This window comes from Streptomyces sp. NPDC057616, from assembly GCF_042800575.1.
GTDB lineage: Bacteria > Actinomycetota > Actinomycetes > Streptomycetales > Streptomycetaceae > Streptomyces.
This window is the reverse complement of record NZ_JBHVGU010000018.1, coordinates 91,040-115,484: the sequence shown is the minus strand read 5'-3', so window position 1 is coordinate 115,484 and position 24,445 is coordinate 91,040. Positions and strand designations below refer to the sequence as shown.

Genomic DNA, 24,445 nt, shown 5'->3' with positions numbered 1-24,445 from the left:
TGTGCCACCGCATGTCCTTCAGCCGCACTCCCCAGAGGGACGCAGCTGGAAGGTGACGGCTGCCGTTCCGAGCGCGGGTACGTCGACCGGGACGGTGCCTCCCGGTTCCCGGGCGAGTTCGTGCGGGGCAAGGCCGAGGTAGGTGGTGCGGAAGGCCTGAGCGAAGGGGAACGGGGTGCTCAGGCGGCAGGTGAGCGGGGTGTCGGCGTAAGACTGCAGACGGACCATGAGCGTCTCCTCGCCCGGCACGGTCAGACCGACGAGACGTACCCGCGGGTCGTCCACCGTCAGGAACCGTATCTGCGCGGGTGGTTCGGCCTGGGCCTCGGCGCGGGCGCGGACCGCCACGAGCGGGTGGCTGGTGACGGCCGCGGTGCGCATGGCCAGTTGCTCGCCGAGCCTCCGGGTGTCATCCGCGGCGGGGCCGGACAACTCCTCGACCCCAGCGAAGCCCACGCTGTAGCGGAAGACGTGATCGAAGGCCTGCTGGGCGGGGAAGTTCGTGTCCCAGATGTTGTTGTGCACCCAGGAGAAGACGGTGGCCGGTTCCTCTTGCGGCAGTGACTGGGGATAGGGCACGTAGGGGATCGCGATCCCGCCGTGCTGGACGAGCGATACGTCGGCCGTGGCCAGCGCGGCGTGATGGAGACCGTCGCTCAGGCTGATCCAGCGCCGGACCGCGCGCATGTGACCGGCGGAGCCGGGGACGGTCGCGAGTCCGGTGCCCGTGACACCTCCTGTGGCCTCCATGCGGACGGTGGGGTCCTCCAGCGCGAAGGGGAAGGCGAAGAACGCACTCTCCTTGGTCAGGGTCGCGGCCTTGTCGATGCGGTTCTCCACGTCGATGCGAGCCGCGTCGTGGGGCAGGTGCACCCGCACGCGCAGTCGCCGTGTGCCGGCCGGGGCGCATTCGTAGGTCAGGGTGTGACCGGTGGCGTCGGCCGTGCGGTCGACGAGGGCCGCGGGCGGTGCCGTGTTGCGCGAGGCGAGCAGATGCATCGAGTCGTCGGCGACGGTCTTGCTGGACTGGTGGTTGAAGCCACCAGCCGTGGCGTACTCGTCGTACACATAGCCGTTGAAGCCGATGACAGCGTCCTGACGGACGAGTTCGCGCCCGGTGTGCTTGTCGACGATGGAGCCGATGCAGGCCCTGCGCAGGTCGACGGTGACCTGCAGGTGACCGTTCTCCAGGATGGTCGCATCCCCGGACCGCTGTGCGCCGTCGCCGTTCTCCGTGGCGGCAGGGCCGCCGGGGACGATGTCCAGGCGTACGGTTCCGCAGGCCGGCACGTCGGTGAGGGGCACGCGCAGGAACCGGCCGGCCGCCCGGTGGCGGTCGTTGCTCTGGGCCTCCTCGGTGAAGGGCAGGGCCGTACCGGAGCGTGCGTCGAGGACCTGGACGGGCACGCCCAGTGCCACGGTGCTCTCGGGCAGGAAGAGGCGCGCTGTCTCCGAGCGCGGCCAGCTGCAGGTGTTCACGACGTGGTAGGAGGCCAGAGCGTCTGCGGCCGGAGCGAAGGCTTCGCCGAGCAGAGCGGTCGCGGAGTCCAGCAGCGTCTCCGCCTCGTCGTGGGCACGCAGGGCCTGCGAGTACTTCCAGTGCCACTGCTTCTCGCCGGATCCATGGCCGTGCTCGCCGTGTGTCCAGGGATCGCCGGCGCCCCAGGTGTGTTCGTTGAACAGCGAGGCGGCACGGTAGACGGTCGGCGCCGCCTCGGTGACGGTCCGGCTGGCGGGTACGCCCATGAGCTGGGCGTACCCGGCTACGGTCTGCGCTTCGGCGAGGGCCGCCTGACCGCGCCGCGTGGCTGCGAGCGGGACGGCTCCGGCTCCGATTCCGTCGACCCACCAGTCGCTCCAGTCGCCCCGATGGGTCTCCAGCCGGTCACCGACCCGCTTTTCGGCGTCCTCGAAGAAGTCCTGGTTCCGGGAAGCCCGCAGCTGAGGGTAGGCCCATTGCTCGTTCCAGCGGCGAACGGTGTCGGAGATGATCCGGCGGGGCGGGCCGTTGTCCGCGAACTTGCCGAGTACACGCAGGTGCAGCACGTCCCACGGATAGGGCTCGGCCGTCACCGCGTGGTCGAGGATCGGGAACCCGGGGATCCCGCGGCCCTCGTGCGGGTAGGGGAACCCGGCCAGCGCGCTGAGGTAGGCGGGCAGGAGGTCGTCGACGTGGTCGTAGGACTCGTCGAAACCGAGAATCGAGCCCTCCATGTACGCCAGGCCGTGCGGCGTGTCGGTGCGCCAGACCAGGACGCTGTTGCCGCTGGGGGCCTGCCAGCGAAACAGCCGCGGCAGATGTTCTCCGCCGACGAGGTGCGGTACGGCGCGCCCGGCCCAGTTGTGGGCCACGGAGAGGTAGCGGATGCCGTTGTCCGCCAACACGTCGGGCAGGCCGACGACTTGGCCGGGCACGTCGGTCTGCATGGCCGTGCGGATGTCGACGCCGTGCCGGTGACGCAGGTCCTGCACGGGGCGGACGAGCTCGTGCAGTTCGTCGGTGGAGCACGTCTCCGTGTGGAGGTTGAAGGGCATCGCCGTGAGTTCGATGCGTCCTTCGCGGACCCGGTCGAGGAAGCGCTCGACCTGGCGGTCGGGGCGGTTGGCCTGCCAGTCCTGGAAGGAGTGGAAGCCCTCGACGGCCCACCGGAAGCGGGCCGGTTCGGGCCAGTCGTCCGTGTCGTGGCACAGCTCGAGCAGCGAGTCGAGGTAGGCGCGGTGCTCGGCCATGACCCGCCCCTGGGGGTCGGTGTAGCCGATGTCGAGGTGGGAGTGCTGCACCAGGTGGAGCGTCCAGTGACGCTGAGGTCGTGCCTCGAAGTCGAAGCGGGTGCCCGCTTCGAGATCGGGAAGCTCGATCAGCAGGCGGGTGGGTGCGTCCACCTCCGGTACCAGGATGCGGATGTCGTCCCCGGGGCCGGGAAGGAGTTCGTGGGGGACGGGAGTGCCCCCACTCGTGGTGACCCGGGCCCGGGTCACGCGCGGCACGGCGTCCTGCGCGCCGGCGCCGCGGCGACGCAGGCGCAACCGGATGGACTGCAGCAGTCCGCCCCTGCCGTCACGGCGCAGCAGCGGCTCACCCGACAACTGCACCTGTATGTCGTCGAGTTCGGCGCTCGTGGTGACGACCCGGTCGCGCAGAATGTCGCGTGCGATGTCGGAGTCCCACCAGGAAGGCCGGCTGAGTGGTGCCTTGGACATGATGCGTGGTCGTCCTTCGAGTGGGGGGATCAGCGGGTGCGGGCCAGGCTCGCGAAGATCTGGATCATGGCGGACTGTTCGAGGGTTTCGGCCGGAACGCCGGGGTCGTAGTCGCCGCCGCCCGACGGCTGGAAGTGGAACAGGCCGGTCGTGGCGTCCCGGTTGCCGGCGTATGCGCTGTCCGCGTAGGTGCTCATGGCCTTGCGGTAGGCGGGGTCGGGGCGGACGGCGTCCAGGGCCAACAGGTCCTTGAAGTAGAAGGCGTTGAAGATGGCCGGCTGATCGTGCAGCCTGCTGCCCTGGGTCCAGTACGCCAGGGAGGCGCGGGCGTCTTCGACGGCCTTGTTCAAGTAGGAGGCGTCGCCGGTGCCGCGGTAGAGGGCGGTGGCCGCGCCGATCATGGAGCCCGAGTTGTACGTCCACAGGGTCGGGTTGGTGCTGCCGTCGTCGCCGCGGTCGTTGGCGTACAGACCCGGTGCCTGGCGCATGCACGAGTGGACCCAGCCGTACCACTGCTCGGCCTTCTCGAGGTACGTGCGGTCGTGCGTGTGCTCGTAGAGCCTGGCGGCGAGTTGGGCGGACAGGGAGGTGACGTTGGTGGCGCGGACGGTGTTGTTGGGTGAGTCGAACCAGTCCATGCCGCCGGGGCACGCCTTCGCCGGGTCGGCGTCCCAGGCCCGGCCGACGATGGGGACGACCTGTTCGGCCCGCGTCAGGTAGGCGCGGTCGCCGGTGCGCTCGTACTGGTCGAGCTCGCTCAGCGCGACCACGGCGTTGTCGTCGTAGTACACATCGCCGCCCGAACCCAGCGGAGCGGGCAGGTAGGAGTGGTAGCCCGGTCGGTCACCTGGCGCGAAGTACAGCTCGATGGTGGCGAACCGCTCGGCCGCGTCCTGGCGGTAGGCCGGGCCGGTACGGGGGAGCTGTTCCATGTCCACCGTCGCCGCGGCGGCCTCGCGCATCGGCCACAGGTAGGAGTGCTCGGGGTCGGTCGTCCGACGGGGTGTGCGTTCCAGGTACAGGCCGTGGAGTTCGGCGCCCTCGTACAGGTGCGCCTGCAGGGCGTCGTAGGCGCCGGCGGCGCGGTCGGCCCAGACGCCGGGAGAGACCGGGTGAGGGCGTGCGGGCTGGGCGTGTGCGGGGACGGCGGTCCAGAGCAGGCCCGCGCAGGCGGCGGTCACGGTGGTGCGACGGAGCAGCGATCTCAGCATGGTGGCCCTTCGTGGCGAGGAGGAAGAGTGCACGGGTCAGCGGTGGATCTTGAGGCTGCTGATGAAGAAGCGCTGTGCGGAGAAGAACAACGCCAGGGTCGGCAGGGAGACGAGGAGGGCGCCGGCCAGGACGACCGGGGGGCCGACGTTGGAGTAGTTGCCCTGCAGATCGGCGAGCGCGGCCATGATGGGCCGGATGTTCCGGCTCGTGGTGAGCGTGATGCCGAACATCAGGTCGTTCCAGACGGCGACGAACTGGAAGACGAACACGGCGATCATGGCGGACCTGGACAGCGGGACGTGAATCTGCCAGAAGAGCCGCCACCACGACGCACCGTCCATACGCGCGGCTTCCACGACTTCCCTCGGCAGCGTCAGCGCGTAGTTGCGCATGACGAAGAACGCGAACGGGATCGCGATCGCCGTGTAGATCAGGACGAGCCCGATCTGGGTGTCGTACAGGGACGACTTCGCGTAGGACAGGAACAGCGGCCGGATGAAGACCTGGAGGGGCAGCAGTGTGCCGGAGTAGATCAGCCAGAACCACAGTGCCTGCCGCTTCACGGGCATGACGATGGTGGCGAACGCGGCGCAGGTGGCGACGACGACGGCGGCCAGCGCGCTGACGACGGCGTACAGCAGGCTGTTGCCCAGCGCGGGTCCGAGTTGGGCCTTGTCCCAGGCCTGGGACATGTTGTCGAACAGTCCGAAACTCCCGGGCAGCCAGTGCGGGCTGCCCGTGTAACTCCCGGCGGGCACCAGTGCGTTGACCACCAGGAGCCATGTCGGAACCAGCCACAGCAGGGCGAGCACCACAACGGCGCCATTGCGCAGACCTCGGCCTAGGGACATCGGTTATTCGCCTTTCACATCGAGCTGCCGGCGCAGGTAGATCCAGGAAGCCGCCAGCACGATCACGGTGAGGACGACTGCGATCGCCGCTCCCGCGCCGGGGCGCAGGTTGAGGAAGGTCTCGTTGTACATGGACACCGCGAGGGTCTCCGTGGCCCGTCCGGGACCGCCCTGGGTGAGCACCCAGATGAGGTCGAACGACTTGAGGCCGTTGACGAGGCTCATGCCGATCACGATGATCGAGACGGGCCTGAGCTGGGGCAGGACGATGTGCCGGAACTGCTGCCAGCTCCCCGCGCCGTCCAGGGCGCCGGCCTCCACGGTCTCCGGCGGGATGGACTGCAGGCCGACGAGGAAGAGGATGACCGCCACGCCCGTGGCCTGCCAGGCGTTGGCGAGGATCATCACGACGGTGTTGCCCGGCCAGGTCAGCAGCCATCCCTGCGTCAGTGAGCCCAGATGCAGCGTGGTGAGGATCTGGTTGACGGCTCCGTCGGTGGTGAGCATGAAGTTCCAGACCACGGCCACCGCGGAGCCCGAGAGTGCGTAGGGGAGCACCACGCACAGCCGTGTCAGGCGCGACCAGCGGGTGGCGTTGGTCAGGCACGCGATGGCGAGTCCGAGGACGAAGGGCAGCAGGACCGTGCCCACCACCCACATCAGCGTGTTCTGGATGGAGCGGGTCAGCGCCGGATCGGAGGCGAACAGCGTGTAGTTGTCGAACGCGCTGAAGGGTGAGGTCCTGGTGTCACTGAAGAAGCTGCGGTAGACGGTCCACACGAAGGGGGCGAGCAGGAAGGCGGCGACCAGGAGCACCGCCGGTGCCATGAACGTCCCGGCCGTCAGGCGTTCCCGCGTCCTGCGCCAGGTGTGCCGCTCAGGTGCTCGCCCGGGGGTGCCGGAGGGTGCGGCCGGGGCTCCGCCGCCGCTGGTGGGGGTCCGTTGCTCGGTCGAGAAAGTGCTCATGCTTCGTCACGCCTCCAGGCCGCCCATTCGTCGTGTGCACGCTCCTGCATCCGGCGCAGCGTGGTGGCCGGCGAAGTCTGCCCCGCCATGAATCCGCCCAGGTCGCTGGTGTTGCCCTGGATGAGGCTCGGTGGGCCGGCCTCCCAGTACCTGATCAACGGGAGCCGGTGCTCCCGGGCGATGTCGCGTTGCAGCCCCGCCACGACCGGGTTGGCCGAGCGAACCGTCGGATTGGCGGAGCTGTCCTGAAGGAAGTCGCTCCACACCCGCTGGACGGGCGGGGCGAGCCAGGCGCCGACGTTCGCCATGGCTGCCGTGTGCGAGGAGGCCCGGGAGGGGACGGCGAAGACACCGGACTCGGTGATCACACTCCTGGGGGTGGAGGAGCGCACCGTGGGAAGGATGAACGCGCCGTAGTCGACGCCCGGTTTCATGCCCGCGGCGCTCATTCCCTGCGCCTGCCATGTGCCGTGCAGGAACATGCCCACGGTGCCGGCCTTGAGCGCACCGGGGCCGCGGGCCTGGTCGAAGTCGGGTGATGTCATCCAGCCCTTGCGCATGAAGTCCTGCCAGATGTCCATCGCCTGACGCGCCGGGGCGTCGAGATAGGAGGCTTGGCCCGCCACCAGCTTCTGGTAGAAGCGTGGGTCGACCTTGGTGACGAATTCCTGGAACCATTCGATCGCGGGCCAGCCGCCGACCTGGCTGGCGAGGAACGGCGTGATCTTGTTCCGCTTGAGCACCTGCGCGCAGTGCAGCAGTTCGGTCCAGGTCCCCGGGACCGACAGCCCCAGCTTTCTGAACACGGGCTTGCTGTAGAACAGCACGTAGTACGACTCGTACAGCGGAACGCCGTAGACCTTGCCGTGGTACGACACCGTCTCCCGTATCGCCGGGCGCACCCATCCCTTGGCCGCGTACCGGTCCCAGACGTGCGACAGGTCGGTGAGCCCGCCCGCGCGGACCAGGCGCTTGAGTTGGTAGCCGGACGCCCACTTGACCAGGTCGGAGGCCTTCGAGGTCTGCAGCGTCATCTGCACGACCTGCTGGTAGGAGGTCACCGAGGGATTCGACAGCGGACGCAGCGCGTAGCCGGTGATCTTCTCGAGTGCGTGTCCGGCGGCGCGGTACCCGTCGTCCCAGGTGGCGTTGTCGTTGGAGATGCTCGTGGTCCCCGGCTGCGGGGACGTGCTGTCCCCGCGAGCGCAGCCCTCCACCGCGACGGCGACCGCGCCCGCGGTCACCGTCGCGAGGAAGCGGCGCCGGGCGAGCGGCGCGGCTGCGCGGCGGGGTGGGCTCGATGCTGTCATTGATCACCTTCACCGAACGGGCCACCTGCATGGCCGGATGTGAGCCAGTGAGCACACGAGGGGCCAGGGAGAACACCTGGAACGCCGACCGCGTGTTGCTCGGAGGTTAACGACAACACTCCGGCAACATCAAGGCCCCGTCGGCATCTGAAGTCGCCAACTCTGACTGGTTGGATAGTAAGTGCAGTTCAGAGGCATCTCATTGATTGAAATATGGCGCGAAGGCCGGGGTGGACTACTCGAGCCAGCTGTTGTTATCGTTAACGAACATCGTGGAGCCCAACGAGGAGAAGATGTGCCGTCCGCGTCTCGTTCGTACGATCCCCACCCCAGCTACCCGCCCATGGGCGGAACGGTGGACTCAGGCTGGCCGGCAGCGGTCGCCGCGCTGCCGGCCGGTCCGCTCGTGCTGGCGGTGGACGGTCCCGCCGCGCTCGATTGGAGCGCGCTGACCGACGGCCTGTCGGCGGCCGTGCGCTCCGCAGGACGTGAGGTGGAGCTGCTGGACGTGCGCCGCCACCATGCACCGGCAGCCGCCGAGCGGATCGTCGCCCGGCCCGTGCCGATCGACGACCCGTTCTTCACCCCGCTGTCCAAGGGGCAGGTCGCGGACCTCTTCGACAGCGTGCCTCGGGCCGAGAGGCTCCCGGGTGACGGGGTGGTGGTCGTGTTCGGGCCGGGCGCGGCCCTGTGCGAACCGGACGTGCTGTGGTACGCGGACCTGCCGAAACGCCACGCCGAGGCCGCCGTGGCACAGGGGTACCTGCCGGTGGGCGTCAACCTGGGCCGCCTCGGCGAACCCGGTGACCTGGTGCGGTTGTTCTACACCGACTGGCCGGTCCTCGACCGGCACCGCGACGCCCACGCGGCACAGGTCGACCGGTGGATCGACATGCAGGAGGCGGCATCGCCGGCCTCGCTGGGCGGTACGGCGCTGCGCAGCACGCTGGCCCACCTGACCCACGGGCCCGTGCGCACCCGCCCGTACTTCAACTCCACTCCGTGGGGCGGTCGTTGGGCGGCCGGCGAGCTCGGCTTCACCCCGCAGGCCGGCAACACCGCCCTCGGCTACGAGCTGATCGCTCCCGAGTCGGGCGTCCTCATCGGGGACCGGAGCGGACCGCAGGTCGAGGTCCCCTTCCAACTGCTCTGCGTCCTGCACCCGCAGGCCATGCTCGGCGAGGAGGTCCACCGCACGTTCGGCACCTCGTTCCCGATTCGCTTCGACTACCTCGACACGATCGGGGGCGGCAACCTGTCACTGCACTGCCATCCGCGGGAGCAGTACATGCGGGAGGTGTTCGGCTGGTCCTACACCCAGCACGAGACGTACTACGTCACGGACAGCGAGCCCGGAGCCCGGGTCCTGCTCGGCCTCACCGAGCACGCGGACCTCGACGTCATGCGCCGCCAGGTGGAGGACGCCATGGGGCAGGACATCCCGCTGCCCGTCGAGGACCACATCCAGAGCCACCCGGCCACCGTGGGCCAGCTGTTCATGATTCCCGCGGGTACCCCGCACGCCTCCGGAGCGGGCAACCTGGTGCTGGAGGTGAGTGCGACGCCGTATCTGTACTCCCTGCGCTTCTACGACTGGCTCCGCAAGGACGCGGCGGGCGCGTCCCGGCCCTTGCCCTACGAGCACGGCTTCGCCAACCTGGACACCGCCCGACGCGGGGAGGACGTGACGAAGGACCTGATTCAGCAGCCGCGGACGCTGCGCACGGGCGAGGGCTGGCGCGAGGAGATCATCGGCGCCCTGCCGGAGATGTTCTACGCCGTGCACCGCCTCGTCGTAGCTCCGGAGACCGGCATCGCCGACGACACCTCCGGCCGCTTCCACATCCTCAACCTGGCGTCGGGCCAGGGCGCCGTGATCGAGACCCGCGACGCGGGCAGCCACTTCCTGGCCTTCGCGGAGACCATCACCGTGCCCGCGGCGACCGGTCCGTACCGCATCCGCTCCGTGGGCACCGACGAGGTGCACATCGTCAAGGCCCTGGTGGTCGAGCCGTGACCGGCACCGTCTCCGAGCGGACCGGTGCGCCGATCCCCGTCCTCGACATCGGCGGAACACACGTCACCGCCGCCCTGGTGGACCCCGCGACCAACCGCCCCCTGCCCTCCTCGGTGATACGCAGGCCCCTGGGCTCGGACGCGGCAGCCGCCGGCATCCTGGACGCCATCGCCCGGGCCGCCCTGGAACTGCCCGCCGAGCACCGGCCGAGCTGGGGCGTGGCCATGCCGGGTCCCTTCGACTACGACACCGGGATAGGCCGCTTCCAGGGGATCGGGAAATTCGAGTCCCTCTCCGGCGTCGACGTCGGGGCCGGTCTGCGCCGGCGGCTGGCGCATCGGGCCGAGCGGCTGCGCTTCCTCAACGACGCCGACGCCTTCGCCATCGGCGAGTATCACGCCGGGGCCGCGGCGGGGCACGATCGCGTGGTGTGCCTGACGCTGGGCACCGGTGTGGGGTCGTCGTTCCTGCGCAGGGGCCTGCCGGTGCACGACGGCCCCCAGGTGCCCCCCGGCGGTCACGTGTACCGGCTGACCGTGTACGACCGGCCGTTGGAGGACCTGGTCTCGCGCCGTGCCATCCGCGCGCACCACGCCCGCCTCGCGGCCATCCCGGACGGTCACGCGCTGCCGGACGTGCACGAGATCGCCGCGCTGGCCACCGATGGCAACTCCGCCGCTGTCGAGGCTTTCCGCTACGCTTTCGACACCCTCGGCCAGGCGCTGGCCCCGTGGATCGACCGCTTTGGGGCCACCGCGGTGGTCGTCGGTGGTTCCATGGCCCAGTCGTGGAATTTGATCCATCCTGCGCTCCGTGCGGGGCTGGTTCTGACCGGCGGTACCACCGCGCGTGTGTTGCCGGCCAGGCAGCCGGCGCAGGCACCGCTGATCGGGGCCGCCCACTGGGCCCAGGACACAGCGAGTGCGGCGCCGTGAGAGCCGACCTCAGGTACGGGGCGCCGCCCGCGGGCACGCAGGAAGGAGTAGGGGCATGACCGCTCGCCGAGGAGGCGGGCCGACCATGCATGACGTCGGGAAACTCGCGCAGGTCAGCGCCATGACCGTCTCGCGGGTGCTGAAGAACGATCCCGGCGTCTCCGAGGCCACCCGAGAGCGTGTGTTCGCCGCGGTGGACCGTCTCGGCTACCGCCGCAACGAGACCGCGCGCAGCCTGCGCCTCGGTGGCAGCGGGATGATCGGTCTCGTCGTCACCAACCTCGCCAACCCCTTCTATTCGCGTCTCGCGCTCGGGGTCCAGGAAGTGCTCACCGACCACGGCTTCCGGATGCTGCTCAGCAACACCGGCGAACAGGCCGAACGCGAGCCCGGACTCGTCGACGGTCTCATCGACCACCGGGTCGAGGGGCTGATCGTCGTTCCGGCCGGCAGCCGGCAGCGGCACCTGGCCGAGGCGATGCGCCATGTCCCGGTCGTCCTCGCCGCACGGCCCCCGGCCGGACTGGACACCGACTGCGTACTGGTGGAGGACTTCCACGGCGCCCGCGAGGCCACCGCCTGCCTCCTGGCGGAAGGACACACCCGCATCGCCTTCCTCGGCAACCCGCCGGCGCTGTACACGGGCGCCGAACGGCTGCGCGGGTTCTGGGCGGCGCACGAGGAGGGCGGCGTCGAGCCTGACAACGCCCTCATTCGGCAGGGTCTCGTCGACGCCGCGACAGCTGAGCAGGCGGCCCTTGAACTTCTCGGCCTGCCCGCGGGCCCCACCGCGCTGTTCTGCACGAACAACCGCATCAGCCAGGGCGCGATCCGCGCCCTCTACAAGGCCGGGACCACGCTCCCCCTGGCAGGCTTCGACGACTTCGACCTCTCCGACATCCTCGGCCTCCCTCTGACACTCGTCTCCTACGACGCCGACGAGATCGGGCGGCAGGCGGCACGTCTTCTGCTCGACCGTCTGGGCCACCGCGACGCGGAACCGCCCGCCTCCCGCCGCATCACCGTGCCGACCCGCGTGATGCGCTACGGCCCGCACACCGGGTGAACCCTCTGCGGGGGACGCCAAGGCCCGCATCAACGTGCGGTGTTGGCGCGCACAGGGCTGCCCTGCACCGGTGCTGGTGTTCCGTACGAGCGCGACCAGAGAGGCAAGGACCGTCGAGGGAGGCCCAACGGCCAACAGGAAGGCTGAGCATGCAGTTCCCCACCAGTGTCGCGGACCGCCCGATCGTCCGGCAGGCGGTCCAGCGCCTCGACGCCCTGGGTGACCCGCGCTACGGGCAGACGCTGGTGCGCTGCCTGGACGACACCTTGGCCCGCACCATTCAACCGATGCCCGACTGCACCGCCTTCGTGGTGACCGGAGACATCCCCGCCATGTGGCTGCGCGACTCCTCCGCACAACTGATGCCCTTCCTGGCGCTCGTGCGGGACGATCCCCCTCTGCAGGACCTTGTGATGGCGGTGCCGGGACGGCAGTTCCAGCAGATCGAGCGCAACACCTACGCCAATGCGTTCAACGCGGAGCCCTCGGGCGCGGCCCACGATCCGGACGACCTGTGCACCGACCCGTGGGCGTGGGAGGAGAAGGACGAGGTCGACTCCCTCGCCTTCCCGCTCCTGCTGGCCCACCGCTCCTGGCCGGCCGGCGGGCGGACCGACCACCTTGCCCAGACGGCGCGCATCGCACGCATCGTCATCACGGTCTGGCGCACCGAGCAGGACCACGAGGGCCTCTCCTCGTACCGCTTCGTACGCACTGCCGGTCCCCGGAGCGACACCCTGCCGAACTCGGGGAGGGGAACGCCGTTCGGCCGGACCGGTATGACCTGGAGCGGCTTCAGACCGAGCGACGACGCCTGCGTCTACGGATACAACGTGCCCGCGAATCTCTGTGCCGTCGCCGCCCGTTGTGGGAACGTTCGCGACGAGGGGCAACGACAGAAGGCTGGGCATGTTGGCGTCGTCCATCAGAAGCGTGTTGCCGCGTCCGTCCACTTCGTAGGCGTAGATCGTGCCGAACTCGGGGTGGCGGACGGTTCCGTGGCGCAGTACCGCCTCGCGCAGTTCCGCCGCCAACCCGGCCGCTTCGGCGGCGACTTCCGTTTCCCCGAGGTGGCGCGCGACGTCGACGGCGCCACGATCCTCGTTACCTCGCCACACGGAGGTTCGTCCTCTCCGAGGCCAATCCGACCTGGTGTCGCACGCGAGTCGTTCCACAAGGACGACCCGCGCCGGTTCACCCGCCCATGGTTCTCCTGGGCCAACGCGATGTACGCCGAACTGGCCCTGGACGTCAGCTGATTCGGCACACGCCTCTTGTGGGCGGCCCGCACGGCCGACTGACGCCACCGCGAGGTGAGGGGACGTCAGCGCCTCACGCCGGTGCCGAGCGCCAGTCGGGCATGTCCTCGAAGTGGACGTCGTAGCGGTCCTGTTCGGGAACGAGCGACTCGAACTTCGCCTCGCCGCGGCTGATGGCGCCCAACTGCTCGAAGTACTCGAACCGTTCGATGCCGGGGCTGAGGACGACGACCACGTCGGCGACGTCGTCGTCCTCAGCCCCGAAAGCGTGCGGCAGGCCCGGTGGAATGATGACGAGGCCGCCCTTTCGCACGGTCGTCAACGTATCGCCCAGACGGAAGAGCATCGTTCCGTCGAGCATGTAGAAGACCTCGTGCGAGAGCTTGTGGTGGTGCGGTGGTGCTCCGTCGGCGCCGGTCTTGAGGGTGAGACGACTGGCGCTGACCGCACCACCGTCGGCGAGCAGTTCGAACGCGCCGTCCGCGAGGGACGCGCCCGCCGCCGCGCCGGGTTGGACCACCAGCGCTTCGGCCATGGCTTCCATGGTGACTCCTTCGGCCGGGCGAGGCACCTCGCAGTGCGAGACAGGGTCAGCGCCTTGCGCACCCGTCCACGACAACCGCACCGGTGGCAGTACGCCCGTTGGATCCGCGACCAGGACAACGCTACCTATAGGAAGCGGACATATCGACCTGAACGGCGGAGCGCTCCGCGGCGGGCCCTTCTTTGCCCGGTGAGACTTCCGACCGCTATGTCCCCCCTGTACCGTGCAAGAAGACCAAGGGACCAACCGGAACGAAAGCGGGCAACCGTGGTGGATCCGGAGCATGGACCGGGGCGCGGGGACAAGGTCGGCCTGCTCGGGCGCCAGGTGGAGTGTGCCGTCCTCGACAGGCTCGTCGACGCCGTCCGTACGGGAGAGAGCCGCGCACTCGTGATCCACGGGCCTCCCGGCATCGGCAAGTCCGCGCTGCTGGGACACCTGACGGACTCGCCGGGCGACCTGCGTGTGCTGCGCGCGGTCGGCATCGAATCCGAGATGGAGCTGCCGTTCGCGACACTGCACCAGCTCTGCGTGCCGCTGGTCGACCGCCTGGAGCACCTGCCCGGCCCGCAGCGTACGGCGCTCGAGACCGTCTTCGGGATACGCGCGGGACCACCGCCCGGCCGCTTCCTGGTGGGCATGGCGGTGCTCAGCCTGCTGTGCGACGCGTCGCAGAAGCGCCCGCTGCTGTGCCTGGTCGACGACGCCCACTGGATGGACCGCGCCTCGGCGCAGGTCCTGGGCTTCGTCGCCCGCCGCCTCCTGGCGGAGTCGATCGCCCTCGTCTTCGGCGCCCGAGAGCGGGCCCCGGATCTGCTCGGACTGCCGGACCTGGAAGTCACCGGACTGCGGGGCGCGGCCGCGCACACCCTGCTCGAATCCGCCACGCACACCCGCCTCGACCACGACATACGCAGCCGGTTCGTGGCGGAGACCCAAGGCAATCCCCTCGCCCTCCTCGAACTGCCCCGCGCCCTGTCCGTGACCCAGCTGGCAGGCGGCTTCGGTCTCCTGAACACCGACACCGTCCCGGGCCTGATCGAGCAGAGTTTCCTGCGCCGGATCGAGGACCTCCCCGAACAGACCCGGCTGCTCCTGCTGATAGCCGCCGCCGACCCCGTCGGCGATCCCGCCCTGGTGTGGCGGGCCGCCGATCGGCTCGGAGTGACACCCGAGGAAGCGCTCGCCGACGGCACGGACGGGCTTCTGTCGTTCGACCTCTGCGTGACCTTCCGGCATCCGCTGGTCAGGTCGGCCGTGTACCGGTCGGCCACGGAGAGCGAGCGCCGGTCGGCACACCTGGCGCTGGCGGAGGCGACCGACCCGCGGGCGGACCCGGACCGCCGGGCCTGGCACCTGGCGTCCGCGACGGCCGGCCCGGACGAGTCGGTCGCCGCCGAGCTCGAACGGTCCGCCGGACGGGCACAGGCGCGGGGCGGGCTCGCCGCCGCGGCCGCGTTCCTCCAGCGGTCCGTCGTCCTGACCGTGGACACCTCACGACGCGCCGAGCGGGCCCTCGCGGCCGCCGACGCCAGCCTCCAGGCCGGCGACCTCGACGCCGCCCGTCGCTTCGTCGACGTGGCCGACCAGAACGCCAGGAGCGATTTCCAGCGCGTGCGGGCGCACCTGGTCCGCAGCCAGATCACCTTCGCCGCCGGCCTCAACCGTGACGCGCCACCGCTGCTGCTCACGGCCGCGCAGCGACTCGAACGGTTCGACGCGAACCTCGCCCGCGAGACCTATCTGCTGGCGTGGGGCACCTCCGCGCTGGTCGCCGCCGACGCCGTCAGCCTCAGGGCGATCTCCCAGGCCATGAGGGAGCTGCCGCGGTCGACGGCGCCGCCCCGTGCCCTCGATCTCGTGACCGAGGGCTACGCGCTGCTGGTCACCGACGGCCGTGCCGCCGCCGTACCCGTCCTGAAGCGCGCGGCCGCCGCGCTCGCGGACCTGCCCGCGCTCGACCTCCTCAAGTGGGGCTGGGTGGCCAACGGCGTCAGCGCGGCCGTCTGGGACGACCGGGCCATGCGCACCATGTACGGCCGGGCCGTCGAGGTGGTGCGCGCCGCGGGCGCCCTCACCGAGCTCCCGTTCTGTCTCGCGTCGCTGGGAATGGCGACCACCTGGACCGGGAACTTCACCGGGGCCGCGGCGATCGTCGACGAGGCGGACATCGTCGCCGCGGCGACCGGCGTTCCCATCGCCCCGCACGTCAAGCTCCGCCTCGGTGCGCTGCGGGGCCGTACCGCCGACGTCGAGCCCCTCATCTCGGCCACGGTCGAGGACGCGGGCGCGAGTGGCCAGCTGATGGGGGTCACCGTGGCCCAGTGGTCGGCCGCCGTGCTCTACAACGGCCTGGCCCGCTACGAGCAGGCGCTGGCGGCCGCGCAGACCAGTGCCCGGATCCCCGAACTGTGGGTCTCGGTGTGGGTCCTGCCCGAGCTCGTGGAGGCGGCGGTCCGGGTCGGCGACGCGGAGGCCGCCGGCGGGGCTCTGGAAGGGCTCACGGACGCGGCGGAACCGTGCGACACCGACTGGGCGCAGGGAATCCTGGCCCGCTGCCGGGCACTGCTGAGTGACGGCGCCTCCGCGGACGGCCTCTACCGCAGGGCGATAGAACGGCTGGCAAGGACGCGCCTGCGCCCCGAGCTCGCCCGGACCCATCTGCTGTACGGCGAGTGGCTGCGCCGTAAGCGCCGACGGGTCGAGGCACGCGAGCATCTGCGGACCGCGTACACGATGTTCGCGGCCATCGGGATGGAGGCGTTCGCCGAACGAGCCCGCCGCGAGCTGCTGGCCAGTGGCGAGTCGATCCGCAAGCACAGGCTGGAGACGTCCTCGGGGGACGAGCTGACGCCGCAGGAGAAGCAGATCGCGCTGCTCGTGCGCGACGGCTTCTCCAACCCGGAGGTGGGCTCCCGGCTGTTCCTCAGCCCGCGGACGGTCGAGTGGCACCTGCGGAAGATCTTCACCAAGCTGTCGATCACCTCCCGCAGACAGCTCCGCGACGCCCTGCCCCGCAGCGCGTACGAGCCCGCACCGGAGCATGGGTTCAGGCGATGAGCTGCTGGCCGCCGTCGACGTCGTAGGTCGCCCCGGTCAGGGCCGTGTTGGACATCAGGTGCAGGGCCAGTTCGGCCACGTCCGACGGCCCCACGACCCGCCGTATCGGCAGGGTGGCGCGCAGCTGCTGCCGCCGCTCCTCGAGTGCGTCGCCCAGCAGCCGTGCCGACAGCGGGGTGTCGACGAAGCCCGCGGCGATCGCGTTGACCCGGACCGGCGAGATCTCCAGTGCGGCGTTCGCCGTGATGGCCGGGAGCGCGGCGGCCGCGATGGCCGCGACGCTCAGCCCCACGCCGGGACGGCGGGCATGCGTGCCGGTGATGAAGGTGAGCGATCCGCCGGGCGCGACACACGTCGCACACTCCCGTGCGATGCGCAGCGAACCCAGCAGGTGTTCCTCCAACACGCTCCGGACCTGCTCGAAGTCCATCTGGGCGAGCGGCGCGTACGTCGGCCCGCCGCCCGCGACGAGGACGTGGTCGACGGGAGCGGGCAGCTCGCCGAAGAACCGTTCCAGTCCCGGGGCGTCGCTCAGATCGAGGGTGCCGGCGGACGCTCCGAGTTCGTCACGCGCGGCATCGAGCCGCTCCCGGTCGCGACCGGTGATGATGATCTTCGCGCCGGCCGCGCGGGCCTGGCGTGCCGTTTCCAGGCCGATGCCCGAGCTGCCACCGATGACGACGACCGTGCTTCCCGAGAGATCGTTCACTGGTCCTCCCTTCGCGCCCGCGCGGCGGGCGCGAGCCGGTGGTGCGGGGACACGTCCTCCGGACCAGTCTCGAACGGTTCGGCGGTTCTCGCGCCCGTGGTACTCACTGGCCCGTGGCCGCCCAGGGCGCCCGCCCGGGCCGCTGCCGCGCGTACGGGGCCGTGAGGCCCACCGCCCGGGCCGCCGCACTCGCCTCCGCGCCGCTGCCCGACGACGGACCAGTGACTTCCACGGGCGCGAGGCGCTCGGCGCGGCGTGAGGCTGGAGGCAGGCCACGCGGGACCTCCCCGCGGCTGCCGAAGGGAGTGGGCATGTCCAATCACTTCAGTGCGGCCTACCTCAAGTTCCCCGGCGACGACGCGCGCCTGGACCTGACCGACCTGTACGTCTTCCCGACGCCCGGCGCCCCGGGGAGGACGACGCTGATCATCGACGTGAACCCCTTCACCACAGGGCTCAGCGCCACTCCGCCCTTCCTGATGAGCCCGGAGTTCCACCCGGACGCGGTGTACCGGATCAACATCGACAGCGACGGGGACAACCAGGCCGACGCCGCCTTCTCCACCGTCTTCACGGACGCGGAGGGCGGCAGGCAGGTGGGCACGGTCTCCTACGCCATAGGCGACGACGCCCGGCGGATGGAGCCGGCAGGAGAGGTGATCGCCTCGGCGGTGCCGGTCGGCTTCGACGCCGCGGCGCACCCCGTGCAGGCGGGCGAATGCGAACTGTTCATGGGGGTGCGCAGCGATCCCTTCTTCGCCGATGCCGAAGGCGCGCTGCACGGCTTCGACTGGACGGGCGAGGACTCGTTCGCCGGCAAGGACGTGCAGTGCATCGCGCTCCAGGTGCCCGACGACATGCTCGGACCCGACCCGGCGATCTCGGTGTGGGCGACCGTCAGCGTGCGCCACGACGGCACGCTGGTCCAGGTGGACCGCGGCGGGAACCCGACCATCAACCCGTTCATCAATCCCGACTACGCCAAGGACCGGTACAACGCCGGACACCCGGCGGACGACGTCGCGACGTATCTGCAGCCGTGGTCGAGACTCCTCCAGGAGAACGGCTATCCGGCCGCGGAGGCGACCGAGGCGGCCGCCTCGGTCCTGCCGGACGTCCTGCACTACGACCGCGACCGGCCCGCCGCCTACCCCAACGGCCGCAGCCTGACCGACGACGTGTTCAGCGCCCGTATGTCCTTCCTGACCCACGGCGAGGTCACCTCGGACGGGCTGTCGCCGCACGACGACATGCTGACCGAGTTTCCCTACCTCGGACCGCCCCACCGGTGATCAGGACCGAGGCAGCCGATCATGAACATCCCCGGCAAGAAGGTCGCCGTCATCACCGGTGCGTCGCAGGGCATCGGCGCGGGCCTGGTCGACGCCTACCGCAAGCTCGGCCACCGGGTCGTCGCGACCTCCCGCAACATCTCTCCCTCCGACGACCCGGACGTCCTCACCGTCCGCGGTGACATCGCGGACCCCGCCGCGGCGGAGCACCTCGCCGCCACCGCAATCGAGCGGTTCGGGCGCATCGACACCCTGGTCAACAACGCCGGCCTCTTCATCGGCAGGCCGTTCACGGAGTACTCCCAGGAGGACTACGAGGCGATCGTCGGCGTCAACCTGACCGGCTTCTTCCGGATCACCCAGCTCGCCGTCGAGCAGATGCTCCGCCAAGGCGGCGGACACCTCGTCCAGGTCACCACCAGCCTGGTCGACTACGCCAGTTCCACCGAACCCTCCGTGCTCGCCTCCCTGACCAAGGGCGGCCTGCAGTCCGCCACCAAGTCCCTCGCCATCGAGTACGCGGCGCGCGGCATCCGCAGCAACGCGGTCGCGCTGGGCATCATCAGAACGCCGATGCACCCGGAGGAGGACGAGGAACTCGCGAGGAAACATCCGCTCGGACGGATGGGCGAGGTGGGGGACGTCGTCGAGGCCGTTCTCTACCTCGACACCGCGTCCTTCGTGACGGGCGTGACACTGCACGTCGACGGAGGCCGGAGCGCCGGTCACTGAGCGGCGGTGGGAGGCCGTACCTCCCAGCAGGGAGACAACAGGTCGTGGCGCGGGTGGCGGTCGGGGACGGAGCATGGCGGGAGTGAGGCGCTGGGCACGTCGGGCCCGCCGACGACCGGTCCGCCCGACCCGCCGGACGGTCCGGGCGCCCGCCCGCACGGTCCGGAGGTACCCGATGAACGGCAACCGTCCTGGGACGAACACGCTGACCGTCACCGTGTTCGTCTTCCCCGGCGTGCGGCTGCTCGATGTGACCGGCCCCGTCGAGGTGTTCGCCTCGGCCAACGAGTTCGGGGGCCGCTACCGCGTGCAGATCGTGTCCGAGGACGGGGCCGACGTGATCACCTCGGCAGGGACCCGCATCAGTGCCGATCGTTCCGTCGACGAGGTCCGTGAACCCTCCGATGTGCTGATGATCCCGGGTGGCCCGGAGTGGGAGACGCTGATCAAGGACGATGCCCTGCTGGATGTCGTCCGTCGGCTGAACAGGACGGCGGGATGCACGGCCTCCGTGTGCTCGGGAGCGTTCCTGCTGGCCGCTGCCGGGCTGCTCGACGGTCGCCGGGCCACGACACACTGGCGCTTCACACGCCAACTGGCCCTGCGTTTCCCGTCCGTGCGGGTCGCGCCGGACGCCATCTTCGTGCGCGACGGCAAGATGATGACGTCGGCGGGCGTGAGCGCCGGGATCGACCTGTCCCTGGCGCTGGTGGAGGAGCACTACGGCGCGGACGTCGCTCGGGCGGTCGCGAAGGACATGGTCGTCTTCATGCAACGACCCGGAGGGCAGTCCCAGTTCAGCGTCCGCTCTCAAGTCCCCTACTCACGCCAGGAGTTGCTCCGCCGGATCCTGGACGCGGTGGCCGAGGACCCGGGTGCCAACCACAGCCTGCCGGCGATGGCGCGGCGCGCCGGGGTCAGCGTCCGCCACCTGGCCCGGCTCTTCCAGGAGGAAGCGGGCACGACGCCGGGCAGGTATGTGGAGCAGGTACGGGTGGAGGCCGCCCAGGTGCTGCTGGAGACGGGCGACGACCCCATGGCGGCGGTGGCGCGCCGCACCGGATTCGGCTCACCGGAGTCCCTGCGCCGTGCGTTCGTACGGCACCTGGGTGTCACCCCGGGTGTCTTCCGCTCCCGGTTCCGGACGACCGGCACAGGCCTCAAGGACGCGGAACCGGCGGGGAGTTCGGGGTAGTCGGCCGACGTGGATGCCCGGCCGGTGACCGGCCGGCGTCACGCCTCGCCGACGCCCCTGCCCGGCATCCGCTCCGCGAGTGCGGCTCGCGATTCGGGGGCGGCGAAAGGGTCGGCGAAGTACTGCGTCTCGTGCACCACATGACCGCCGGCGAACTCCATGACGCTGACCGAGACCGTGGGCACCCCGTCGTAGGTGATGACGCATTCGCTCACCCACAGGTCACCGCCGCCGACGATGCGGCGGAGGGCGAAGTGCCGGTCGGCGGCGTGCCCGCCGCGTTGCGCCGAGATCGCCGCGCGTCCCCGGAAACGCTCGCCCGACTGCGGGTAGTCCAGGACCGCGTCCTGGGCGTAGACGGCGTGCTCGGCGTCGATGTCGCCGCGCTCCGAGGCTCGCCAGTGCTCCTCGATCGCGGCCCTGATGCCGCTGTGCGGATCCATCGCGTGGTCCCTTCGGTGAGCGCGCGGGACGGGCCGCTCCTGAACGGGTCCCGAGGCCCTCTCCACGGTATGAGACCGGCGCCGGTCGCGCTCATCGTCGTGAGCCCGCCGCTGTCGGTCCACGACCTGACCGGCCGGACGGCGCACATGCTGGGTGGTGTGCCTCAGGGAGCGGCCCGCCACCACCAGCCAGGCGAATACAAGTGCCGTGTACAGCGCGGCAGTTGTCCAGCCGAGCGGCGCGGACCCGGTACGGGTGGCGAGCGTGCCGGTGGCCGTCACGCAGGCACCCACCGGGAAGATGAAGGACCACCACGTCGGCGCGAACGGCAGACCGGCGCGGATCGTCCGTACCGTCAGCCCCGTGGCGAGGGCCAGCCAGAGCATGGCGAAGCCCCACACCACGATGCCGCCCAGCAGCGCCAGCACCGCGGTGCCGCGGGCGTAGGGCGCGGGCAGCGCACCCGGTGCCACCGAGGCCAGTGCGCCCAGTGCCGTGACCGACTGCCCGAGCGCGCCCAGACCGATCCAGACGGTGGGCACCGTGGCGCCGGTGGGTACCTCGTGGTGCACCAGGCGGCCGTAGATCATGGCCAGGACCAGCAGTGTCGCGATCAGGCCGAGTCCGAGCATCGCGTAGCAGCCCAGCAGGAGGGTGAGCCGCGGCTGCCCGGCCGGCGTGTGCGGGACGAGCAGCGCGCCCGTCGCGGCGGAGACCATCGGCGGTACCACCGGCATCAGCCAGCCGCCGAACGCCGCGTCCGGAGCGAAGCGGTGCCGCGTGACCATGAGGTACGGCACCGTACAGGCGGTGACCAGGCCCAGTGCGGTCCCGGTCAGCCACAGTACCCAGTCCACGCCCACCGCCACGTCGAGCCCGATCACGTCCTTGCCCAGCAGGAGCGCGCCGGCACCCACCGTGAGCAGCGCCATCGGCGGCGCGCCGAAGAACTGGGCCATCACCGGGTCGGCGGCGTGGGAACGGATCGCCCGCTGCCGGAGGTAGCGCGCGGCCAGCACGACCAGCAGGATCCCGGCGCCCGCCCACACCACCGTGGCCGCCGCTCGCAGGCCCGGAAAGGTACGCGGCAGGGTGGCCGCCGCGTTGGCGACGATGCCCGTGCCCATCACCGCCGCGAACCAGGTGGGGCCGAGGAGCGGGCGTGCCGCCGGGTGAGCGGCGGGAGGTGAGGGACGGGTCGGTAGGGAGAGATCCATGATCCGCACCCTAAGTTCGGGCAGGGGTGGCTCTGTTGATCATGTCCTGATGTGAGGGGGCCCCGGCACATACCGAGCGTCGGCGGGCCGCGCGGGCCGGTGAGGACCAGGGTGTCCCACCGGTGCGACCGACCGCCTCCGCGCGGGACCGTGACAAGCACAAGCGGCCTCGCGCGCAGGACGCGGGGCCGGATCCCGGACGGCAGGAGTGGTCGTGATGGCGAAGGTACTTTTCGTGGTGTCCGGAGCGACGTACTGGGTCCTCAAGGACGGCAGCAGGTACGCGACCGGCTACTGGGCCGAGGAGTTCGCGGCTCCGTACAAGGCGATCACCGAGGCGGGACACGACGTCGTGGTCGCCACCCCGAACGGCGTGACACCGAACGTCGACATGATGAGCCTGCGCCCCTCCATGGCGGGCGGCGAGCAGGGAGCACTCGAACTGGAGCAGATCATCCGCTCCGCCGAGGTGATGCGGCGGCCGCTGCAACTGTCCGACGTCCGGCTCGAGGACTACGACGCGGTGTACCTGCCCGGCGGCCACGGCCCCATGTCGGACCTGTGGCTGGACGCCGACGTGGGCCGGATCCTGACGGCGCAGCTCGCCTCGGGCAAGCCCCTCGCGATCGTCTGCCACGGCCCCGCCTCGATCCTGGCCACCAGGATCCACGGCAAGTCGCCCTTCAACGGCCGCCGGATCACCTGCTTCACCGACGAGGAGGAAGAGGCCGTCGGGCTGGCCTCCAGGGCGCCATGGCTGCTGGAGACGGAGCTCAAGGAGAAGATCGGCGTCGACTTCAGCCGCGGCGAGATCTGGAAGCCGTACATGGTGGAGGACCAGAACCTCATCACCGGGCAGAACCCGGCCTCGGCCGCGGTCCTGGCGGAGCGGCTGCTGGTGCTGCTGAAGTAGCGGCGCGACCAGTGAGAATCCCTGGCGCGAAGCACCGGCCGTGCGGAGGACCCTCGTCATGTCGGCTTTTCGACCCAGTGCGGAGGCGTGAACCATGGACATGAAGCTCGAGGTCGTCGTGGTGCCGGTCACGGACGTCGACCGGGCCAAGGACTTCTACACGGCATTGGGCTGGCGGCTCGACGCCGACGTCGCCACCGACGAGAACTTCCGGGTCGTGCAGATGACCCCGCCGGGCTCGCCGGCCTCGGTCATCTTCGGCACGTCGGTCTCGTCGCAGACACCGGGCTCGGCCCAGGGCCTGCATCTGATCGTCGACGACATCGGCGCCGCCCACGACGAGCTCAAGCGGCGCGGCGCGGACCCCGGCGACGTCTTCCACGACGCCGGAGGCGTCTTCCACCACGCCGGGACCGACGCCCGGGTGCCGGGCCCCGACCCGCGCCGCAGCAGCTACGGCTCGTTCCTGTCGTTCAACGACCCGGACGGCAACGGCTGGGTGCTGCAGGAGATCACCAATAGGCTCCCCGGCCGCCTCGACCCCGCGACGACGGCCTTCGCCTCGGCCTCGGACCTGGCGAGCGCGCTGCGCCGTGCCGCGGCCGCACACGGCGAGCACGAGGCGCGCACCGGCAAGGAGGACCCGGACTGGCCGGACTGGTACGCGCGGTACATGGTGAGCGAGCAGGCCGGCACCGAGCCGCCGACGTGAGCCCCTCGGCCGCCGGAGCGCTGGACGGGGCCGTCGCGCTCGTCACCGGCGCCAGCAGCGGTATCGGTGCCGCGACCGCGCGCCGGCTGGCCGGTGAGGGCGCGGCGGTGGCCCTCGTCGCCCGCCGCCGGGACCGCCTGCGCCGGCTCGCCGAGGACATCACGCGGCGGGACGGCCGGGCCCGGGCGGTGGAGGCCGACATCACCGAGCCCGAGCAGGCCTACCAGGCGGTGCAGGAAACGCGCGAGGAGCTCGGGCGCCTGGACATCCTGGTCAACAACGCCGGGGTCATGCTGCTCGGCACGGCCCTGCACACGACGACCGAGGAGTGGGACCGGATGGTCTCACTGAACGTGTCCGCGCTGCTGCACGTCACGCACGCCGCGGTCCCGCACCTGATCGACGCTGCGGCGACGTCCCCGCGGCAGGTGGCCGACATCGTGAACGTCAGCTCGACGGCCGGACGGGTCGCCCGCCCCTCCAGCAGCGTCTACAACCTGACCAAGTTCGGTCTCAACGGCTTCACCGAGGCGCTGCGCCAGGAGCTCCTCGTCGAGCGCGTCCGCGTCAGCGTGGTCGAGCCCGGCACCGTACAGACGGAGCTGGTGCACCACCTCGGCGGCGCCACCCGCACCGCGGCCCTCCAGCAGGTCAGCGGCATCGAGCCGCTGCAGGCCGCGGACATCGCGGACGCGATCGGCTACATCGTCACGCGGGAACGGCGGGTGGCCGTCAACGAGATGCTCGTGCGCGCCGGCGACCAGACGTGGTGACCGGGCAGGGCCGACGCGAGACGGGAGACGACAAACG

19 protein-coding genes and 2 pseudogenes are annotated in these 24,445 nt (G+C 70.8%); 12 read left to right on the top strand and 9 right to left on the bottom strand.

Annotated elements, in window-relative coordinates; all coding sequences use genetic code 11:
• Window positions 1-18: 18 nt before the first annotated feature.
• The 5 genes from ACFU97_RS23395 to ACFU97_RS23375 are packed head-to-tail and all read right to left on the bottom strand — an operon-like array spanning window position 19 to window position 7,540.
• Window positions 19-3,201, bottom strand: coding sequence for an alpha-mannosidase (locus ACFU97_RS23395; protein WP_384259604.1), 3,183 nt, complete (start codon window positions 3,199-3,201; stop codon window positions 19-21).
• A gap of 29 nt (window positions 3,202-3,230) precedes the next feature.
• Window positions 3,231-4,412: a glycoside hydrolase family 76 protein gene (locus ACFU97_RS23390; RefSeq protein WP_384259602.1), complete on the bottom strand. Its 1,182-nt coding sequence runs from the start codon at window positions 4,410-4,412 to the stop codon at window positions 3,231-3,233.
• Between the two features lie 36 nt (window positions 4,413-4,448).
• On the bottom strand, window positions 4,449-5,264 hold the full coding sequence (locus ACFU97_RS23385; protein WP_384259600.1) for a carbohydrate ABC transporter permease: 816 nt from the start codon (window positions 5,262-5,264) through the stop codon (window positions 4,449-4,451).
• A 3-nt stretch (window positions 5,265-5,267) separates the two neighbouring features.
• The gene (locus ACFU97_RS23380) at window positions 5,268-6,230 is read right to left on the bottom strand and encodes a carbohydrate ABC transporter permease (protein WP_384259597.1); all 963 of its coding nucleotides are present in this window, start codon (window positions 6,228-6,230) and stop codon (window positions 5,268-5,270) included.
• Entirely contained in the window at window positions 6,227-7,540 is a 1,314-nt protein-coding gene (locus tag ACFU97_RS23375) for an ABC transporter substrate-binding protein (RefSeq protein ID WP_384259595.1), read from the bottom strand. Before ACFU97_RS23375 ends, ACFU97_RS23380 begins: the two co-directional genes overlap by 4 nt.
• Window positions 7,541-7,883: 343 nt before the next feature.
• Here ACFU97_RS23375 and ACFU97_RS23370 point away from each other — a divergent pair, with 343 nt between their 5' ends.
• From ACFU97_RS23370 to ACFU97_RS23355, 4 genes and pseudogenes are all read left to right on the top strand, one after another.
• Complete coding sequence (locus tag ACFU97_RS23370; protein WP_384259593.1) at window positions 7,884-9,557, top strand: class I mannose-6-phosphate isomerase; 1,674 nt, start codon at window positions 7,884-7,886, stop codon at window positions 9,555-9,557.
• Window positions 9,554-10,492 (top strand): ROK family protein, encoded by a 939-nt coding sequence (locus ACFU97_RS23365; protein WP_384259590.1) that lies wholly within the window; start codon window positions 9,554-9,556, stop codon window positions 10,490-10,492. Before ACFU97_RS23370 ends, ACFU97_RS23365 begins: the two co-directional genes overlap by 4 nt.
• Window positions 10,493-10,547: 55 nt before the next feature.
• Window positions 10,548-11,558, top strand: coding sequence for a LacI family DNA-binding transcriptional regulator (locus tag ACFU97_RS23360; protein WP_384259588.1), 1,011 nt, complete (start codon window positions 10,548-10,550; stop codon window positions 11,556-11,558).
• Window positions 11,559-11,707: 149 nt separating this feature from the next.
• A pseudogene (locus ACFU97_RS23355) lies at window positions 11,708-12,406 on the top strand (glycoside hydrolase family 125 protein); the annotation flags it as partial.
• Between the two features lie 75 nt (window positions 12,407-12,481).
• Here ACFU97_RS23355 and ACFU97_RS23350 read toward each other — a convergent pair.
• Window positions 12,482-12,676 (bottom strand): annotated as a pseudogene (locus ACFU97_RS23350) (glycoside hydrolase family 125 protein); the annotation flags it as partial.
• Here ACFU97_RS23350 and ACFU97_RS23345 point away from each other — a divergent pair.
• A complete protein-coding gene (locus ACFU97_RS23345; RefSeq protein ID WP_384259789.1) occupies window positions 12,629-12,817 on the top strand; it encodes a glycoside hydrolase family 125 protein in 189 nt (62 codons plus the stop codon). The pseudogene ACFU97_RS23350 and the gene ACFU97_RS23345 sit on opposite strands and share 48 nt — an antisense overlap.
• Window positions 12,818-12,890: 73 nt before the next feature.
• Here ACFU97_RS23345 and ACFU97_RS23340 read toward each other — a convergent pair whose 3' ends face one another.
• Complete coding sequence (locus tag ACFU97_RS23340; protein ID WP_384259586.1) at window positions 12,891-13,361, bottom strand: cupin domain-containing protein; 471 nt, start codon at window positions 13,359-13,361, stop codon at window positions 12,891-12,893.
• 267 nt (window positions 13,362-13,628) lie between these two features.
• On the opposite strand from ACFU97_RS23340, the gene ACFU97_RS23335 reads away from it, so the two are divergent.
• Window positions 13,629-16,421 (top strand): ATP-binding protein, encoded by a 2,793-nt coding sequence (locus ACFU97_RS23335; RefSeq protein ID WP_384259583.1) that lies wholly within the window; start codon window positions 13,629-13,631, stop codon window positions 16,419-16,421.
• Here ACFU97_RS23335 and ACFU97_RS23330 read toward each other — a convergent pair.
• A complete protein-coding gene (locus ACFU97_RS23330) occupies window positions 16,411-17,130 on the bottom strand; it encodes an SDR family oxidoreductase (protein WP_384259581.1) in 720 nt (239 codons plus the stop codon). The genes ACFU97_RS23335 and ACFU97_RS23330 overlap by 11 nt on opposite strands.
• Before the next feature lie 311 nt (window positions 17,131-17,441).
• Between ACFU97_RS23330 and ACFU97_RS23325 the strand changes: the two genes are divergently transcribed.
• The 3 genes from ACFU97_RS23325 (at window position 17,442) to ACFU97_RS23315 (ending at window position 20,349) form a co-directional block, all read left to right on the top strand.
• A complete protein-coding gene (locus ACFU97_RS23325) occupies window positions 17,442-18,422 on the top strand; it encodes a DUF4331 family protein (RefSeq protein WP_384259579.1) in 981 nt (326 codons plus the stop codon).
• 21 nt (window positions 18,423-18,443) lie between these two features.
• Window positions 18,444-19,154 (top strand): SDR family NAD(P)-dependent oxidoreductase, encoded by a 711-nt coding sequence (locus ACFU97_RS23320; RefSeq protein ID WP_384259576.1) that lies wholly within the window; start codon window positions 18,444-18,446, stop codon window positions 19,152-19,154.
• A gap of 175 nt (window positions 19,155-19,329) precedes the next feature.
• The gene (locus tag ACFU97_RS23315) at window positions 19,330-20,349 is read left to right on the top strand and encodes a GlxA family transcriptional regulator (RefSeq protein ID WP_384259574.1); all 1,020 of its coding nucleotides are present in this window, start codon (window positions 19,330-19,332) and stop codon (window positions 20,347-20,349) included.
• Between the two features lie 38 nt (window positions 20,350-20,387).
• On the opposite strand, the gene ACFU97_RS23310 is transcribed toward ACFU97_RS23315, so the two are convergent.
• Window positions 20,388-22,010, bottom strand: coding sequence for a nuclear transport factor 2 family protein (locus ACFU97_RS23310; protein ID WP_384259572.1), 1,623 nt, complete (start codon window positions 22,008-22,010; stop codon window positions 20,388-20,390).
• Between the two features lie 217 nt (window positions 22,011-22,227).
• Between ACFU97_RS23310 and ACFU97_RS23305 the strand changes: the two genes are divergently transcribed.
• From ACFU97_RS23305 to ACFU97_RS23295, 3 genes are all read left to right on the top strand, one after another.
• Window positions 22,228-22,923, top strand: coding sequence for a type 1 glutamine amidotransferase domain-containing protein (locus tag ACFU97_RS23305; protein WP_384259569.1), 696 nt, complete (start codon window positions 22,228-22,230; stop codon window positions 22,921-22,923).
• 94 nt (window positions 22,924-23,017) lie between these two features.
• Window positions 23,018-23,635: a VOC family protein gene (locus ACFU97_RS23300; protein ID WP_384259567.1), complete on the top strand. Its 618-nt coding sequence runs from the start codon at window positions 23,018-23,020 to the stop codon at window positions 23,633-23,635.
• Window positions 23,632-24,408: an SDR family NAD(P)-dependent oxidoreductase gene (locus ACFU97_RS23295; RefSeq protein ID WP_384259565.1), complete on the top strand. Its 777-nt coding sequence runs from the start codon at window positions 23,632-23,634 to the stop codon at window positions 24,406-24,408. Before ACFU97_RS23300 ends, ACFU97_RS23295 begins: the two co-directional genes overlap by 4 nt.
• Window positions 24,409-24,445 lie beyond the last annotated feature (37 nt).

Bases quoted from the DNA above. Each gene is read 5' to 3' on its own strand.
- ACFU97_RS23395 (WP_384259604.1), bottom strand. From the start codon at position 3,201: ATGTCCAAGGCACCACTCAGCCGGCCTTCCTGGTGGGACTCCGACATC.
- ACFU97_RS23390 (WP_384259602.1), bottom strand. From the start codon at position 4,412: ATGCTGAGATCGCTGCTCCGTCGCACCACCGTGACCGCCGCCTGCGCG.
- ACFU97_RS23385 (WP_384259600.1), bottom strand. From the start codon at position 5,264: ATGTCCCTAGGCCGAGGTCTGCGCAATGGCGCCGTTGTGGTGCTCGCC.
- ACFU97_RS23380 (WP_384259597.1), bottom strand. From the start codon at position 6,230: ATGAGCACTTTCTCGACCGAGCAACGGACCCCCACCAGCGGCGGCGGA.
- ACFU97_RS23375 (WP_384259595.1), bottom strand. From the start codon at position 7,540: ATGACAGCATCGAGCCCACCCCGCCGCGCAGCCGCGCCGCTCGCCCGG.
- ACFU97_RS23370 (WP_384259593.1), top strand. From the start codon at position 7,884: ATGGGCGGAACGGTGGACTCAGGCTGGCCGGCAGCGGTCGCCGCGCTG.
- ACFU97_RS23360 (WP_384259588.1), top strand. From the start codon at position 10,548: ATGACCGCTCGCCGAGGAGGCGGGCCGACCATGCATGACGTCGGGAAA.
- ACFU97_RS23340 (WP_384259586.1), bottom strand. From the start codon at position 13,361: ATGGAAGCCATGGCCGAAGCGCTGGTGGTCCAACCCGGCGCGGCGGCG.
- ACFU97_RS23325 (WP_384259579.1), top strand. From the start codon at position 17,442: ATGTCCAATCACTTCAGTGCGGCCTACCTCAAGTTCCCCGGCGACGAC.
- ACFU97_RS23320 (WP_384259576.1), top strand. From the start codon at position 18,444: ATGAACATCCCCGGCAAGAAGGTCGCCGTCATCACCGGTGCGTCGCAG.
- ACFU97_RS23315 (WP_384259574.1), top strand. From the start codon at position 19,330: ATGAACGGCAACCGTCCTGGGACGAACACGCTGACCGTCACCGTGTTC.
- ACFU97_RS23310 (WP_384259572.1), bottom strand. From the start codon at position 22,010: ATGGATCTCTCCCTACCGACCCGTCCCTCACCTCCCGCCGCTCACCCG.
- ACFU97_RS23305 (WP_384259569.1), top strand. From the start codon at position 22,228: ATGGCGAAGGTACTTTTCGTGGTGTCCGGAGCGACGTACTGGGTCCTC.
- ACFU97_RS23300 (WP_384259567.1), top strand. From the start codon at position 23,018: ATGGACATGAAGCTCGAGGTCGTCGTGGTGCCGGTCACGGACGTCGAC.